The following is a 15210-nucleotide window of genomic DNA, read 5'->3' on the forward strand; positions in this document are numbered from 1 at the left end:
GAGAGCTATGCCCCTGGGCTTCCCGGAGAAACGCTCACCCGGCATTGACGGCGGGTGGTGGTGCCTTCCACGATGTCTCGTCAGGCAGCGCGCACCAGTGAGCGCACGGCCGAAAAGTCCGGCTGCGGCGCGTCGATAAGGGTGGCCCTCACCTGCTCCACCACATCCGGCGCGACATCGGCGCGGGCGCAATTGTCCCGGAACTTACCGATCACACGTTCGGCATTCCAGGGACGCCGGGCACCGCCGTCGACATCGTCGATGCGGACTGTCCGGCCGGTGCCGTCGGCGAATTCGGCCTCGATCGCGGCCGGGAAGACAGCAGGGTAGCCCGAATCAGGCCACGGTTCCCAGTCGATGCGGGCCGCCATCGCCAGCACGGCAGGGTCCGGTTCGCCGATGAAGTCGTCCAATGTCACGGCACCGCGCACCACTTGCAGGGCCAGCACATATGGCAGGCTCCAGCGTGCTTCGTCGGCCCGGGCCGGGCGTTGTTTGCGCGCCCACGGAACAGCGATGATCTGTTCCTGCCCGCTCGGCACCCGGCACAGAATCCGGTCCGGCGCACGATCGAGGGTCGCGACGGCCTCGACGAACGGGTGCAGGAAATGGCAGCAGGGCAGACCCTTGAACGCCGCATCGGCCACATACCAGCGGGAGCCGAGGTCGTCCGAAACCTCCCGCAGCCGGCTGGCGGCGGAGGGGTCGCGGGCGTACAGACCGAAGAAGCCGCGGTCGCCCTCGAAGACGTCCGGGGCTCCGGTGATTCCACCCTCGACCAGCGCGACGGCCGATACAGCGGCCTGAGCACCGATACCGGCCTGCGCGGCCTTGCTCGTGGCACCTCGACTGAGAAACGTGAAATTTCCCGCGGAGAAGCTTGCGGCGACGGCGACAGCATCGATGAGCTGTGCGCGGTCGAACCCGTGCATCAACCCCAGGGCCAGTGCCCCGGCGATGGGCCCTGCGACGGATGTGCCCTGAAAACCTGTGCGCTGGAACCCGCTCGGCGCCGCCAGACCGAGCCGGACGAGAACCTCCCAGCCCACCGCGAAACTCCGCACCACCTCGGCACCGGCGAAACCGTGGTGCTGGGCCGCGGCGAGCACTGCCGGCGCGAGGGCACTGCTGCCGTGCATAACCGATCCCGTGTGGGTGTCGTCGTACTCGAGCGAGTGGATGAGCGTTCCGTTGACGAGAGCGGCGTCGGCCGGCCCGGTTCCGGATCCGGTGCCCAGGATGGTGCAGGGGCCGTCGGGGCGCGGCGACGCGGCGAACGCGCGGGCCGGTCCGCACGCGGCGGCGGCGACGGCGACTCCGATGGCGTCCAGCAGGTGCAGGCGGGCAGTGCGGTCGATATCGTCGGGCAAGACTACCGGGAGCCCGAGCAATCCGTCGACCAGGTGTTCGGCGGCCGTCATCCCAGCACCTCGTCGAGCAGCGTGGCCAGGGGCAGATCGAGGTCCGGCAGGCGGGCCGGATCGGTCAGTGTCCGGACGCGGTCGGCGAATCCGGGGCGAAGCTCCCCGGTGAGGGTTTCGTACTTGGCCTGCAGCTGATCGCGGGCCAGCGGGCGATCGGGGCCGCCCGCCGCGGAGAGTACGGTTTCCGCCACGACCCGGCCGTCGGCCAGCGAGACCTGCACTCGCGAAGGGCGGTCGTGCGGCGGCTGCGGCGGGTCGGTCCACTCCTCGATCGCCACCAGAGCCCGCAGGCGCGCGACCTCGCTGTCGCGCAATGACGCAGCCGCGAAAACTTCCGCGGAAGTATCGCGGGCCGCGAGAACGGCCGCGACGGCATGCGGTAACGAGAACCGCCCGGCGAGGCTGGTCTCGGGGGCAGCGCCGGCGAGCGCGGCGGCAAGCGGATGCGCCCGGACGGCGACAGCCGAGATCGCCGCCGGCTCGACCTGCTGCGCGACGAGTGCGGCCGCCTCGACGCTGGAGTGCAGGTATTGGCAGCACGCGTAGGGCTTCTGGTAGCCGTCCTGAACTGCGTAGCGTTCGCCCAGTCCGTCGGTCAGCTCGGCGACCTGCGACGCGGCGCCACCGACGCGGCCGAATACCTCGTCGAGCACGGCCGGGCTCGCGGTCAGTCCGGCAACGGCGATATCCGCGGCGACGAAACCGAGTTGCGCTCCGGCCCCCGCCCAGGCGTTGCGGACCGTGGCCCCCTCGGGCGCATGCCCGAACGGGCCGGTCAGCGACATCGAAGCGGCGCCGAGCACGGCCTGGGTGAACTGGTGCGCGGGCAATTGTCGTGCGGCGGCAAGGGCGGCGGCCGCGCCGATCGGTGACAGTGTCGCGTGCGGATGGAGTACGAGCGGTAACGGCGGCCGGTAGGCACGGGCGATGCGCGTGACGACCTCGTAGCCGATCGCCACCGAGCGCAGCAGATCGCGCAGTGTGCCGCCGGTCGTTTCGATTTCGGCGAGCGCGGCGGGCAGCGTGTACAGGGAACCGTGGCAGGTGGCGGGCCGGTAGCCGCCGTCGAGTTCGGTCCAGTTCGCCGCGACCGCGTTCGCGAATGCCGCGGATCGGGGGCCGGCCCGCTTGCCCGGAACTCCGACAACGGTCGCCTCGCCCGGTCCGGTGGCATGCGCGGAGATATGGCGGACCTCCGGCTCGGTATGCGCGCCGATCATGGCCGCAAGGTCGTCGCAGACGATCGTCAGGGTCGTGCGGAGCACGGCATCGGGCAGGTCGGCTGATTCGGCCGCCCACGTCAGCAGCTTGTGTATCTCAGACATTCTGTGCCTCCACCGTCGATGAAGCGGTGCGCGAGGAAGCGGTGTGCCGGCGGTGCGCGAGTTCCGCACACACGGCGGCGAGTAAGGACAGGGCGACCACGTACCATGCCATGGCGCTGTTGCTTCCGGTCACGCTGTACAACCAGGTCGCGATGAACGGCGCGGTACCGCCGACGATCGTGGTCGGCAGGGCGTAGCTCAGAGACGCGCCTGTATAACGGGTCTTGGCCGGGAACAGTTCGCAGTAGACGGCCGGCTGTGGTGCGTAGGCGGCCGACTGGATCACTGCCAGGCCGAGGATCATGCCGAGCAGGATGATCCACCCGTTTCCGGTATCGATCATGGCGAAGTACGGGAAGACGAACGCCGCCGCGACCAGTGCCGCCACCGCGACCTGACGTCGCAGGCCGACCTTGTCGGAGAGCCAGCCGAACAGCGGGATCGACACGAGATAGCAGACCGACACGATCGTCAGATGGTTGATCGTCTCGCCCTTCGGCAGACCGAGCGTGCCGGTGACATAGGCCAGCGTATAGGTGGCCACGGTGTAGTAGAGGGCATTGTTCGCGGCGCCCAGACCGGCCGCTATGAGTACCGTGCGCCAGTCCTCGCGCAGCACCTGCACCACCGGTACGGTCGCCACGCCCTCGGTCTGCACGGTTTCGGCGAAATCCCGCGATTCGGCAAGGCCCCGGCGGATCGCCAGGCCGACCACGACGATCAGCGCGCTGGCGAGGAACGGAATGCGCCAGCCCCACTGCTCGAATGCGTCACCGCTGACGGCCGCGGAGGCCGCGATGACCAGGCTCGCCAGCAACAGTCCGGCCGGTGAGCCGATCTGCGTCGACGAACCGAACAGCCCGCGCCGGTTCGCGGGCGCGTTCTCCACCGAGAGCAGTGCGGCGCCACCCCATTCGCCGCCGAGTGCCACGCCCTGGGCGATCCGGCACACCACGAGCAGGACCGGCGCCCAGACACCGATCGTGTCGTAGGAGGGAATGCATCCGATGAGAACGGTCGCGCTACCCATGATCAACAGCGTGGCGATGAGGACGTTACGCCGTCCGAGCCGGTCACCGTAGTGCCCGAACAGGACACTGCCGAACGGCCGGGCGAGGAAGCCTACGGCGAACGTCGCGAACGCCGCGAGCGTACCGACGACGCCCTCCTGGGTCGGGAAGAACACCTCACCGAACACCAGCGACGCCATGGTGCCGTAGATGAAGAAGTCGTACCACTCGAAGGTCGTGCCGACGAAGCTGCCAGTCGCGGCGCGCCGCGACTGGCCGCCGGGCACCGGGGGTGAAGAGGACACGGATTCGCTCCTGCGTGTTCGTCGAGTTCAGGCGCGGGCGGCGGCGGCGTGCCGGCCCGCGAGCATGCCGAGGCCGAGCGCGGCAAGCAATCCGTTGCCGGACGAGTAACCGGCACCGCCGTCGCGGCCGCTCACTCCGGCGGCGACGCCACCGGTCGCGTAGACGCCGGGAATCGGACCATCGGCACCGAGGACACGGGCATCCGCGTCGACCCGGACTCCGCCTTGGGTGTGGAAAAGCGCGGGAATCGCGCGTACGGCCGCGTACGGCGGCTGTAATGGCCCCCAGCCCCATTCTTTACGGCCGGTGGGATCGGGCGTCGCACCGGCCGCCGCCGCGCTCGCCGACTCGAGGGTGCGGGTCAATTCGTCCACGTCCGCCCCGATCACCGCGGCGAGAGCCGGAATATCCGCCGCTTCCTTCACTCCGCCCGCAGCCACCAGATCGGCGAACTCTTCCTCATGGGCGGCAACAGAATCGCGGATCCTCGTATCGAACAGGACGTGCACCGGACCGGGCACCCGCGCGACATCGGAGGCAAAACCCGAATAGCCGATCGACTCGTCACCGATACGTGCACCACGGGCATCGACGAGGATGCCGCCGTGCTCGACCGTGGTCCACGAGGTGATCGAGCCGTGTGGGTTCGCGACCGCGGCATAGCCCTGAAAAGCGGAGCCGTTGGCCATTGTCGCGCCCAGGTCCAGCAGCCAGCGGACCGCTTCACCGGTACTGCCGTGCGCGCCCAGGTATTCGAGCCCGCGGGCCTGTGGCGCGAACCGGGCCACCATATCGGGATCGGCGCCGAACCCGTTGGCCGCCAGGACGACCGCGTGACTGCGCAACTCGTAGGTGCCGGAGCGGCGCCCGGAGACGACCACACCGCGGACAACGCCGTCCTCGATGAGCAGCCGCTGCACCGGACTGTATGTGAGCACCTCGATATCGGCGGCCTTCGCGGCGCGGAGCAGATCGGCGATCAGGGCGTGCCCCTTGCGTGACGGCGGCGCATGCAACCGTGGGACGCTGTGCCCGACATGCTTGTAGTCGGTGATCAGCCGCAGGTCGATCCGGTGTGTGTCCACCAGCCATTCCACGAGTGGGGCGCTCGCCGCCGCGAGGATCCGGACGAGTTCCGCCGCCTCGTGCGGGCCGGACTGGCGCAGTAGATCGGTCGCGAGCCGTTCGGCCGAATCGTCGATACCGGCCTCGGCCTGCCAGCGAGAACCGGCACCGGGCACCGACCCGGTCGATACGGCGGTGTTGCCGCCGGGGCGGTCTTCCTTCTCCAGTACGACGGCGGTCGCACCGCCATCGGTTGCCGCCAGCGCAGCGGCGAGGCCGGCGCCGCCGGCTCCTACCACCACCACGTCGACGTCCACATCCGTCTGTTTGGGCTCTGCCACGGGGTCCTCTCGGCTCAGCTGGCGCGCAGCGCGGTGCCGCGCGTCTCGGTCAAGGTCAGTGCGGTGCCGGCGCTGATCACGGCGGTGGCGACGAGGAACCAGGCGGGCGCCAAAGCGTTCCCGGTGGCCTCGAGCAGCCATAAGCAGATCAGCGGGGCGGTACCGCCTACGGCCATGCTCGCGAGATTGAACCCGAGCGCGATACCGGTGTAGCGGACGCGGGCGGGGAACATCTCGGCGAAGGTCGCGAAGACCACGCCCATCAGCGCGGATTCCGGCAACCCCAGCACCACGTGCGCGAGCAGTGCCATCCCGAAGTTGTCGGCGTTCATCAGGGCGAAGCAGGGAACCGCCAGCACACCGAAAGCCACCGCGGCGCCGAGAAGCAGGGGTTTGCGTCCCCATTTGTCGGCGAGGTGACCGAACAGCGGCATCGCCAGACAGGACACCGTCAGCGTTACCGTGGTGGACCAGAATGCGGCGGTGGTGGTGAAACCGCCGGTGCGCTGCAAATGTGTGGACGCGTAGACGTAGACCACGTAGTAACCCGCGAAGAGCAGCGTGGACAGTCCGAGCGTTCGCAGCAGGCCGGGCAGATGTGCGCGCACGAGCTCGGCGGCCGGGGCCGAGGCGAGGCCGCCACCCGCGGAGAGGTCGTCGTCGGCAACGGAATCCTCGAGGCGGTACCGGATCCACAGGCCCACCAGGCCCAGCGGCAGGCTCAGCAGAAACGGTATCCGCCAGCCCCAGTCCACCAGCTGCTCGTGGGTCAGTACCGATGTCAGGATCGTCACCGCGACCGATGCCAGCAACGCGCCGGCGAGCGCACCGAGCTGCACGGTGGAGCACAGGAACCCGCGCCGCGCGGGCGGCGATTTCTCCGCCACATAGGCCGCCGCGCCGCCGACTTCGCCACCGGAGGCGATGCCCTGGACACAACGGGCCACCACCAGCAGGAAGGCCGCACTCACCCCGATCGCGGCGTACGTGGGCAGCAGGCCGATCGCCACGGTGGCCACACACATCGACAGGATGGTCGCGGCGAGAATGCGCGACCGGCCGAACCGGTCGCCGAGATGGCCGAAGATCAGACCGCCGAGCGGGCGCAGGACGAAGGCGGCGGCGAAGGTCGCGAACGTGGCCAGCAGGGCGCCCGTGGGATCGGTCTCGCTGGCGAAGAACACCACCGAAAGGATCGTGGCGAGGTATCCGTAGATCCCGAAGTCGTAATACTCGACCATCGACCCGATGAGCCCGGCGGGCACCACTCGTCGGTCGATCGCTTGCGGGACACCGGGTCTGGCGCCGCCCTCGACTGCCGCCACTGCTGGGCCGGCAGGTGTGAGCAGTGCGTTCACGTCCGCTGCCGCGGCACGTCCATTAGCCTCCACTGTGAAGGACCTCCTGCTCCTGGCTGCCGGTACCCGACCGGCTTCGCTGGTGCCCTACTCTGCGACACAGACTGCCAACTGTCAACAGTTTTCTGTCGAGCGGGGCGCTCATGACGATGGACATCGGCTATCGTTACTATTCAACTGTTGACAGTTTCGAACGGTCTGGGGAGTAACCCCGACCGCACGGCACGGCACATCGACCGTGTAAGGAGACCCTGGTGAGCGAGCAGATCCGTCCCGCCAAACTCGGCCGGGTGGCAACCTTCGCCGGCCGCAGCCTCGAGGTACTACGCGATATGGTCCTCGACGGGACCCTCGCGCCCGGCGAACGCCTCAACGAAGTACATCTGTCCCAGGCGCTCGGAATCAGCAGAGGCCCACTGCGCGAGGCGATTCAGCGCCTGGCCAGCGAAGGCCTCGTCGAGGCGGTGACCCACCGGGGCGCCTACGTGCGGTCCTTCTCGTCGAACGAACTCACCGATTTCTACGAGCTCCGGATCGCGCTCGAAACGCATGCCGTCCGCCTCGCCGCCCGGCATACGCCGCAGGAGCGTATCGACGAGCTGAGCCAGTTGCTCGACGACACCGAGTCCAGCATGGGCGCGGATACGAACGCCGCCTACCCCGCCGACCAGGATTTCCACGCGCGGGTGGTGCGCCTGGCTGCGAAACCGCCACTGCTGGACGCACTCACCGAGGTCGGCCGCAAGATCCAACTCGCCCGCGCCCGCTCCGCCCACCAGCCGCGGCGGGCCCGCACCGCCCTGGACGAGCATCGCGCGATTGTCGCGGCCCTGTCGTCGCGGGACGACGAGCAGGCAGCGCGTCTTATCGAAGCCCACCTGGTGAGTTCGCTCAACAACGCGCTGGCGGTGCTACGCACCGATGAACCTGCCGATGGGGTCAAGCCGGCGTAGGCTGCCAGCCCACGGCTGCACCGGCGGGGGCGTACACGATGACAGGCCCGCAGCCGGACACAGCCCGGCATCGGTCGGCGCACAGCCGCCACAGCGGCGGTGGGACGCACGATCGACGCCGGGCAGAGTCCATGAGAGGCGACTAGGCCCGGGCAGGAAGCTCCCGCAGCGCGGTCAACAGTGAATCCGTTGTGGTCACGTCCGCGTACTTCTGTGCCATATCGAAGAGGTTGACCTCGTGTACCACGGAGCTGCGGTCGTAGACCGCGTCCGCGGGCACGCTGACGCGGAAGTTGTAGGAGAACGCGTCGGCGACACTCGATCGCACACAACCCGATGTGGTCGCGCCGGTCACCACCAGGGAATCCGCCCCGGTTTCCACGAGGTAGCTGGTGAGCGGGGTGCCGAAGAATGCACTGGGGTGGCGTTTCGGGACCAGGACATCGCCTTCGGCGGGAGCGATCTCGGCGACGAACTCATACCCCTTGGCCGGGATATCCATGATCCCGGGCACTTTCGCGCCGAGCCGACCGGCGTCGTAGGACTTTTTCGGTGCCACGTGCGGGTACAGGATCGGCCAGCCCTTGGCGCGGAAGATTTCGACCAGCCGCGCGATATGGCCGACCGCCTTCCAGCCGACCTCACCGCAACTGGTCGGGAACTCCTGCACGGATGTCTCGAACGGCGCGGGCGTGGTGCCGACGGTGCGGTACTGGACGTCGATGATGAGCAGTGCGGGTCGTGCACCCAGGCCGACAGGTTTACCGAAACCGGCGAGTTCGTAGTGGCGCAGGGTGGTCTCGTCGACAACTCCGGCACCGCCTACTGTCCAGGGCTGCTCGGTCATACGAACTCCTTCCGTACATGTGCCAGCGCGGCAGCGCCGCCGTGGGTCCGGGCGAGGTAGGTTCCGGCCGGGGTCTGCGACAGCTCGCCGTCCCGGAGCGCGAAGTGGCCGCGGACCAGGGTGTGCACGACGCGCAGCGGGATTTCGCGCCCCTCCCACGGTGAGTATTCGGCGGCGGAATACTGGGTCTCGGCGCGCACGACGGTGTGTGCGTTCAGGTCCACCACGGCGAGGTCGGCATCGGAGCCGACGCGGATGGTTCCCTTGCGCGGGAAGAGCCCGAACAGTTGCGCGGCCCGGGTGCTCGTGGCGTCGACGAGCCGTTCGAGGTCGATACCGCGGCGCAGCCCCTCCCCCACGGTCGTCGGCAGTACGAGACCGGTGCCGGGGAAACCCGCCGAGGCCGTCCAGATGTCCTTCTCCTTGGCGGTGCGGTGCCGGGCGTTGTGGTCGGAACCGACCGTATCGACAGCGCCCGAGCGAAGGCCTTCCCACAGCGCCTCGACGTCCTCGTCGTGCCGCAACGGCGGGTTGACCTTGCCATAGGTGCCGCAGTCGGAATCGGTGGTCAGGGTGAGGTACTGGGTGCAGGTTTCGGTGAAGAGATTGGGGTAGGCCGTCTGCTGCATCCGCATGGCATCCAGCGCGGCCTTGCTGCTCGTGTGTACCGCGTAGACAGAGGCGCCGGTGGCGCTGGCGAAGTAGGCGACTCGCTGCACCGCCTCGGCCTCGACGATCGGTGGCCGGCTGCGGTACCACGCTTCCAGCGGCGGGATCGATTCATCACGCGGCTGCTCACGCAGTTTCCAGACGAGCTCGATGTTCTCCGGGTGCGGGTTCACCATGGCGCCCGCGTCGGCCGCCGCGCCCAGCAGCCCGTACATATAGGCGTCGTCGTTACCCGGCAGGCCGAGATACTTGCCCTCGTCACCGCGGAAGTTCATGAAGAACTTGAAGCTCGGGACGCCGAGTTCCCGCACGTACGCGGGGATCTGCGCGACCTGTTCCTCGGTACCGAGAACGAAGTGGAATCCGTAGTCGGTATGTGAATTGCCCGCCATGGCGGCGTTCGAGGCGGCGAACACCCCCTCGTAGGGGTCTGCGCTCATCAGGTAGATGAGCATTGTGGTGATGCCGCCGGCCGCGGCGGACGCGGTTTCGCGGGACGCATCGTCGGGATCGCGCGGAACCCGGATATCTTTGCCCAGGTGCACATGCGGGTCGATCCCGCCCGGCAGCACGACCTTGCCCGAGATATCTAATTCCTCGGCGGCATTCACCGGGGTGCCGGGTGCGACGAGACCGCTGATGATGCCGTCCGTGATCAGAATATCGAGGTCCTGCAGCCCGGCACCGTGCTGGAACACCCGGCCGCCCCGCAACCTCAGATCGTGAATATCGTTGCCGCTCATCAGATATGACTCCGTTCCGCGGTCGCCGCGTACCGCTGCTCGAGCCGGTCGAACTCCGGCTTGCGCACGAGCGCCTGCCGATCTTCCCAGCTGATCATCAAATCCCCCGCCGCTCGCGTATCGCCGTGTTTCCGGAGATGCGCGAGAACCTCGCGCATACCGACCACCGCGCCGCGCATGGTGGCGTTCGCGTAGAGCGCGACCGCGAAACCGAGTTCGCCCAGCTCCTGGCGGGACAGAATCGGGGTCCGGCCGCCCTCGACCATATTGGCGATATGCAATCCGGGGACGCGGCGCGTGATCTCGCGCATCTCCTCGACGTTTTCCGGAGCCTCGACGAAGATCAGGTCGGCGCCCGCCTCGAGATACGCGGCGGCACGATCGCAGGCCGCGTCGAGTCCTTCGGTGGCGCGGGCGTCGGTGCGGGCGACAATGACGAGGTCGTCATCGCGGCGGGCGTCGACGGCGGCGTGGATCTTGCCGATCATCTCACCGGACGACACCACCTCCTTACCGGCGAAGTGGCCACACTTCTTGGGACTCACCTGATCCTCGATCTGGATACCCGCGGCGCCCGCTCGTTCGAGCCTGCGGACGGTGCGCTGCACGTTGAGGGCGTTGCCGAAGCCGGTATCGGCATCCACGATCACCGGAATACCCACGACATCGCAGATGGCGTCGACGTGTGCGGACAGCTCGTCGAGGGTGATCAGGCCGTGGTCGGGCATCCCCAGATAGGTATTGGTCAGGCCGGCGCCGGTGACGTAGGCGGCGGCGAATCCTGCCTCCTCCACCACCCGCGCCGCCAGGGAGTTGGCCACACCCGGCAGCAGTAGGGGACGATCCGGTGCGCCGGCGAGGGTACGCAGCGTTCGCGCCGGAGTGGTCATGGGGTCTCCTCGAGGTTGCTCGAAACCATGGATAGTCGGTAGTCGGTCACACTCCCCCACCTTCCTCCCAAGTTCATAAACTGACAACTGTCAACAGTTTGTAATTCTGGCACGCCGCGGCAGGGCGGCGGCACCCGGGGCTCGCCGGGCCGCGAGACCGCGCAATCACGCGGTCGGCACCTTGGCCATCAACCCACCGTCCACCAGCAACGAGGTGCCGGTGATGAACCGGGCATCCGGCGAGGCCAGGAACGCGATCGCGGCCGCGACATCGGCCGCTGTGCCCATCCGGCCCAACGGCGCGGCCGCCGCCGCACCGGCTGCCGCGGCGGCCGGATCCTCCTGGGCATCGAAAAAACCTTCGAGGTTCGGAGTGTGGATGAACCCCGGGCACACCGCGTTCACCCGAATGCCGTCGGCGGCGCCATCCAGTGCCATCGCTTTCGTCAAGGCCAGCACCGCACCTTTGGAGGCGACATACGCCGCGTCCTGCGGGAAAGCCGCGAAGGACGCGGTCGAGGCCACCATGACGATCGCTCCCCCGGCGGGCCGCATAGCGGGCCAGAAATGCCGATTGAGGGTGTGGATGCTGGTCAGGTTCACATTCAACTGCCGGTGCCATTGCTCGGCGGTCAGCTCGTCGAGTGCGCCCACCACGGTTTGCCCCGCCGCGTGCACGACGATATCGGGCGGGCCGGTCCGGGCCAGCAGGTCCGGGAACACGGCGTCCACCGCCGCGATATCGGTGATATCGAAGGCCGCTGTCACCGCCGCCGGACCGCATTCGTGTGCCGCCTCGGTCAAACGGGATTCATCGCGGCCCAGCAGCACCACTGTGGCACCGTCTGCCGCGAGCCGCACGGCGGCACCACGACCGATACCGGAACTGGCGCCCGTCACATAGGCGATCATGCGGCCCCCATCGGCAGTGCGGGCTCACCGGCGGTCCAGCCGCCGTCCACGGGCATGACGACACCGGTCACCGCCGACGCGGCCGGCGAGGCCAAGAAGGCGATCACCTTGCCGATCTCCTCGGGCCGGAACATACGACCCAGCGGCACGCGCCGCGACACCGCCGCGTCCAGCTCCGGTGTCATCTGCTGCACCGCCATCGGGGTGAGGCTGAAGCCCGGGCATACGGCGTTCACCCGGATGCCCGCCGCCGCCCAGTCGATCGCCATCGAGCGGGTGAGCGCGGCGACCGCACCCTTCGACGCCGAGTACGCCGACTGATGCGGCAGACACACCAGCGCCGCCTGCGAAGCCACGTTCACCACCGCGCCACGCGATTCCGCGAGCGCGCTGTGCAGCGCCTGGCTCGCGTGCACGATCCCACCGACGTTCACATCGAAATTGCGGCGGAAATCCGCCGGATCGGTATCCTCGACGGGCAGGTTCTCGGTAATGATTCCCGCACAATTGACCAACGCGTCGACCCGGCCGTGCCGCGAGCGCACCGCGTCGGCGGCGGCACGGACAGCGGAGATATCGGTCAGATCCAGCGGGTCCGCTTCCGGTGTACCGGAAAGGTCCCAGCCCACGACCGTGTCGCCCTGCTCGCGCAACACCTGTGCGGTGGCGTCACCGATTCCGGAGGCCGCTCCCGTCACCACCACAACTCGCTTATTCGATATCGAGCTCATTACCGACTCCTCTGCTTACGCTCGACGAGGTCCGCGGCACCTGGTACCACCACCTCACTCCTGCCCTTCGTGCGCGGCGGGGTAGTCGATATACCCACGGTCCCCTCCGCTGTAGAAGGTGGTTTCGTCCCACGGCGCCCGCGGTACCCCGCGCTCCCAGCGCCGGACCAGGTCGGGATTGGAGATGAACAGGCGCCCGACGCTCACCAGATCCGCCGCGTCCGAGGCGATCAGCGGCGAGATATCGTCGAGTTCACTCGCCCCCAGGTAGCCGGTGTTCAGCACATAGGCGGTCGGCCAGCGGTGCCGTAGTTCCCGGTGCAGCGGCGAAGAACGCCGGCGCAGTGTATGCAGATAGGCCGGTCGCAGCTCGGCCAGCCCGTCGGCGAGCGCGAGGTAGGTGTCCTCGTTTCCCTTGTCCTGCATATCGTTGAACTGGCCGCCGGGTGAGATACGGATCCCCAGCCGTCCGGCACCGATCTCCGCCGCGACGGCCGCCGCGACCTCGATAACGAACCGAGCGCGCCCCTGCGGCGAGCCGCCGTACTCGTCGGCACGCCGGTTCGTGCCCGGGGAGAGGAATTGGTGCAGCAGATAACCGTTGGCCGCGTGCAGTTCGACACCGTCCAGACCCGCGCGCACAGCGCGACCCGCCGCACTCGCGAAATCACCGATGACCTCGGTAATACCCTGCGAAGTCAGGGGTTCGGGCACCACCGCCGGAACCATCACCCCATCGGCACGGGCCACTTCGAGCTGTGCCGGGATCGCGCTCGGCGCGACGATCCGGGCGTCGGCGGGGATAAGACTGGGGTGCCCGATCCGTCCGGTGTGCATGAGCTGGCAGAAGATCCGCCCGCCCGCGGCGTGCACCGCATCGGCGACCTTGCGCCATGCCCGCTCCTGATCATCGTCGTGGATACCCGGTGTGCCGGGATAACCTTTCGCCGCCGCGCTGGGCTGGGTGCCTTCGGTGACGATGAGCCCGGCGGATGCCCGTTGCGCATAGTAGGTCGCCGCCGAATCCGGAAGCACGCCGCGGGCATCGGCGCGATTACGGGTCATCGGCGCCATCACGACCCGGTTGGCGAGTTCGATATCGCCGACTCGTACCGGGTCGAAAACGGTAGCGGACGCGACGGCTCCGTCAGTCATCGATATTCACGCAGACCGTTTTGACATCGGTGTAGTCGTGCAGCACCTCATGTCCCATTTCGCGGCCCCAACCCGATTCCCGCATACCGCCGAACGGCATACTCGGATCGAAGACGCCGTAGGTGTTGACCCATACCGTGCCCGCCCGCAGCCGCTCCGCGACCCGGTGCGCGGTGCCGACCCGGCTCGTCCAGATCCCGGCCGCGAGCCCGTAGCGCGTATCGTTGGCGACCCGCACAACTTCGTCCTCGCTGGTGAAGCGGTCTACCACGACCACGGGACCGAAGATCTCCTCACGCGTGACTCGCGCGCCGGCGGCGGCATCCGCGATAACGGTCGGCTCGACGAAATACCCCGCGTCGCCGACCCGCCGGCCGCCGGTCAGTACCGTGCCTTCCCGGCTGCCCGCGTCGAGATACGTGGTGACACGGTCGAAATGCTCACGGCCGGCCAACGGCCCTATCTCGGTGTCCGGGTCGAAACCGTCGCCGACGCGGATCTTCTTCGTCTGCTCGACCAGGCCCGCGACGAACTCGTCGTAGACGGTGTCGTGCACATACAAGCGGGATCCGGCGGCGCAGGCCTGTCCCGCGTTGAAGAAGATCGCATCCTTGGACCCGGTGATCGCCTTATCCAGATCCGCGTCCGGGAACACGATATTCGCGCTCTTGCCGCCGAGTTCGAGGGTTACGCGTTTCAGGTTGCCCCCGGCGGCGTCGAGAATTTTGCGCCCGGTAGCGGTGGAGCCGGTGAAGGAGACCTTGTCCACCCCCGGATGTGCGGCCAGCGCGGCGCCGGCACTCGAACCGTAACCGTTGACGACGTTGAGTACGCCCGGCGGAATCCCGGCCTCGAGTGCGAGCGCGGCGAGTCGCAGCGCCGACAGCGGGGTCGCCTCGGCCGGTTTGAGCACCACCGTATTTCCGGCCGCCAGTGCGGGCGCGACCTTCCACGAGGTGATCACCAGCGGAAAGTTCCACGGCACGATCAGCCCCACCACGCCGAGCGGCTCACGGCGCGTATACGTGTGGTATCGGCCGGGTGCCGAGATCGGTATGGTCTCGCCCTCGATTTTGGTGGCATAGCCGGACATATAGTGGAAAAGCCCGGCCGCGGTGGGCACATCGCCCGCCTGCGCGATCGCGTAGGGCTTACCCTGATCGAGGGTTTCGATCCGGCCCATCTCGGCGGCGTCCGCGAGCAGCAGATCACCGAGCCGCCATAACGCGGCAGCCCGTTCCTTGGGCTTCATCCGCGGCCACGGGCCGGTTTCGAACGCCGCTCGCGCCGCCGCTACCGCACGGTCGATATCGGCTGCCTCACCCTGGGCTACCCGGGCGAAGACCTCGCCGGTCGCGGGATCGACGGTATCCAGCTCGCCCCCGGCCATCGCGTCGACCCACTCGCCACCGATATGCAGACGGGTGTGTTCGACAGGTTCGGTCCGTAGATTCGCCATGGTCAACAATCTCCTCAGAACA

At 68.2% G+C, this 15210-nt stretch carries 13 protein-coding genes; 1 reads left to right on the forward strand and 12 read right to left on the reverse strand.

The window, feature by feature from the left end:
• Positions 1-80 precede the first annotated feature (80 nt).
• Genes ABZ827_RS08320 through ABZ827_RS08340 form a run of 5 tightly spaced genes read right to left on the reverse strand, consistent with a single transcriptional unit; the run spans position 81 to position 6862 of the window.
• On the reverse strand, positions 81-1421 hold the full coding sequence (locus tag ABZ827_RS08320; protein WP_357234156.1) for an MmgE/PrpD family protein: 1341 nt from the start codon (positions 1419-1421) through the stop codon (positions 81-83).
• Entirely contained in the window at positions 1418-2749 is a 1332-nt protein-coding gene (locus tag ABZ827_RS08325) for an MmgE/PrpD family protein (RefSeq protein ID WP_357234159.1), read from the reverse strand. Before ABZ827_RS08325 ends, ABZ827_RS08320 begins: the two co-directional genes overlap by 4 nt.
• Entirely contained in the window at positions 2742-4064 is a 1323-nt protein-coding gene (locus ABZ827_RS08330; RefSeq protein WP_357234162.1) for an MFS transporter, read from the reverse strand. The genes ABZ827_RS08325 and ABZ827_RS08330 overlap by 8 nt, the downstream gene beginning before the upstream one ends.
• A 27-nt stretch (positions 4065-4091) precedes the next feature.
• Positions 4092-5471, reverse strand: coding sequence for an FAD-dependent oxidoreductase (locus tag ABZ827_RS08335; protein ID WP_357234165.1), 1380 nt, complete (start codon positions 5469-5471; stop codon positions 4092-4094).
• A gap of 14 nt (positions 5472-5485) precedes the next feature.
• Entirely contained in the window at positions 5486-6862 is a 1377-nt protein-coding gene (locus ABZ827_RS08340) for an MFS transporter (RefSeq protein WP_357234167.1), read from the reverse strand.
• A gap of 221 nt (positions 6863-7083) precedes the next feature.
• Between ABZ827_RS08340 and ABZ827_RS08345 the strand changes: the two genes are divergently transcribed.
• Positions 7084-7782: a GntR family transcriptional regulator gene (locus ABZ827_RS08345; RefSeq protein ID WP_357234170.1), complete on the forward strand. Its 699-nt coding sequence runs from the start codon at positions 7084-7086 to the stop codon at positions 7780-7782.
• A gap of 142 nt (positions 7783-7924) precedes the next feature.
• Here the strand turns inward: ABZ827_RS08345 and ABZ827_RS08350 are convergent, their stop codons facing one another.
• The 7 genes from ABZ827_RS08350 to ABZ827_RS08380 form a co-directional block, all read right to left on the reverse strand.
• Positions 7925-8629: an isochorismatase family protein gene (locus ABZ827_RS08350; protein WP_357234172.1), complete on the reverse strand. Its 705-nt coding sequence runs from the start codon at positions 8627-8629 to the stop codon at positions 7925-7927.
• On the reverse strand, positions 8626-10041 hold the full coding sequence (locus ABZ827_RS08355; RefSeq protein ID WP_357234175.1) for an amidohydrolase family protein: 1416 nt from the start codon (positions 10039-10041) through the stop codon (positions 8626-8628). Before ABZ827_RS08355 ends, ABZ827_RS08350 begins: the two co-directional genes overlap by 4 nt.
• Complete coding sequence (locus ABZ827_RS08360) at positions 10041-10931, reverse strand: isocitrate lyase/phosphoenolpyruvate mutase family protein (RefSeq protein ID WP_357234177.1); 891 nt, start codon at positions 10929-10931, stop codon at positions 10041-10043. The genes ABZ827_RS08355 and ABZ827_RS08360 overlap by 1 nt, the downstream gene beginning before the upstream one ends.
• Before the next feature lie 165 nt (positions 10932-11096).
• Positions 11097-11831 carry an SDR family NAD(P)-dependent oxidoreductase gene (locus ABZ827_RS08365; RefSeq protein WP_357234179.1) on the reverse strand — a complete coding sequence of 245 codons (735 nt, stop codon included), beginning with the start codon at positions 11829-11831 and terminating at the stop codon, positions 11097-11099.
• 8 nt (positions 11832-11839) lie between these two features.
• Entirely contained in the window at positions 11840-12574 is a 735-nt protein-coding gene (locus tag ABZ827_RS08370) for an SDR family oxidoreductase (protein WP_357234182.1), read from the reverse strand.
• 54 nt (positions 12575-12628) lie between these two features.
• A complete protein-coding gene (locus ABZ827_RS08375; protein ID WP_357234185.1) occupies positions 12629-13729 on the reverse strand; it encodes an alkene reductase in 1101 nt (366 codons plus the stop codon).
• Positions 13722-15188 carry an aldehyde dehydrogenase family protein gene (locus ABZ827_RS08380; RefSeq protein ID WP_357234188.1) on the reverse strand — a complete coding sequence of 489 codons (1467 nt, stop codon included), beginning with the start codon at positions 15186-15188 and terminating at the stop codon, positions 13722-13724. Before ABZ827_RS08380 ends, ABZ827_RS08375 begins: the two co-directional genes overlap by 8 nt.
• Positions 15189-15210 lie beyond the last annotated feature (22 nt).

The organism is Nocardia sp. NPDC019395, from assembly GCF_040632335.1.
Taxonomy (GTDB): Bacteria; Actinomycetota; Actinomycetes; order Mycobacteriales; family Mycobacteriaceae; genus Nocardia.

Excerpts from the sequence above, each read along its gene's own strand:
- ABZ827_RS08370 (WP_357234182.1), bottom strand. The coding sequence starts at position 12,574 with ATGAGCTCGATATCGAATAAGCGAGTTGTGGTGGTGACGGGAGCGGCC.
- ABZ827_RS08325 (WP_357234159.1), bottom strand. The coding sequence starts at position 2,749 with ATGTCTGAGATACACAAGCTGCTGACGTGGGCGGCCGAATCAGCCGAC.
- ABZ827_RS08375 (WP_357234185.1), bottom strand. The coding sequence starts at position 13,729 with ATGACTGACGGAGCCGTCGCGTCCGCTACCGTTTTCGACCCGGTACGA.
- ABZ827_RS08355 (WP_357234175.1), bottom strand. The coding sequence starts at position 10,041 with ATGAGCGGCAACGATATTCACGATCTGAGGTTGCGGGGCGGCCGGGTG.
- ABZ827_RS08360 (WP_357234177.1), bottom strand. The coding sequence starts at position 10,931 with ATGACCACTCCGGCGCGAACGCTGCGTACCCTCGCCGGCGCACCGGAT.
- ABZ827_RS08320 (WP_357234156.1), bottom strand. The coding sequence starts at position 1,421 with ATGACGGCCGCCGAACACCTGGTCGACGGATTGCTCGGGCTCCCGGTA.
- ABZ827_RS08350 (WP_357234172.1), bottom strand. The coding sequence starts at position 8,629 with ATGACCGAGCAGCCCTGGACAGTAGGCGGTGCCGGAGTTGTCGACGAG.
- ABZ827_RS08380 (WP_357234188.1), bottom strand. The coding sequence starts at position 15,188 with ATGGCGAATCTACGGACCGAACCTGTCGAACACACCCGTCTGCATATC.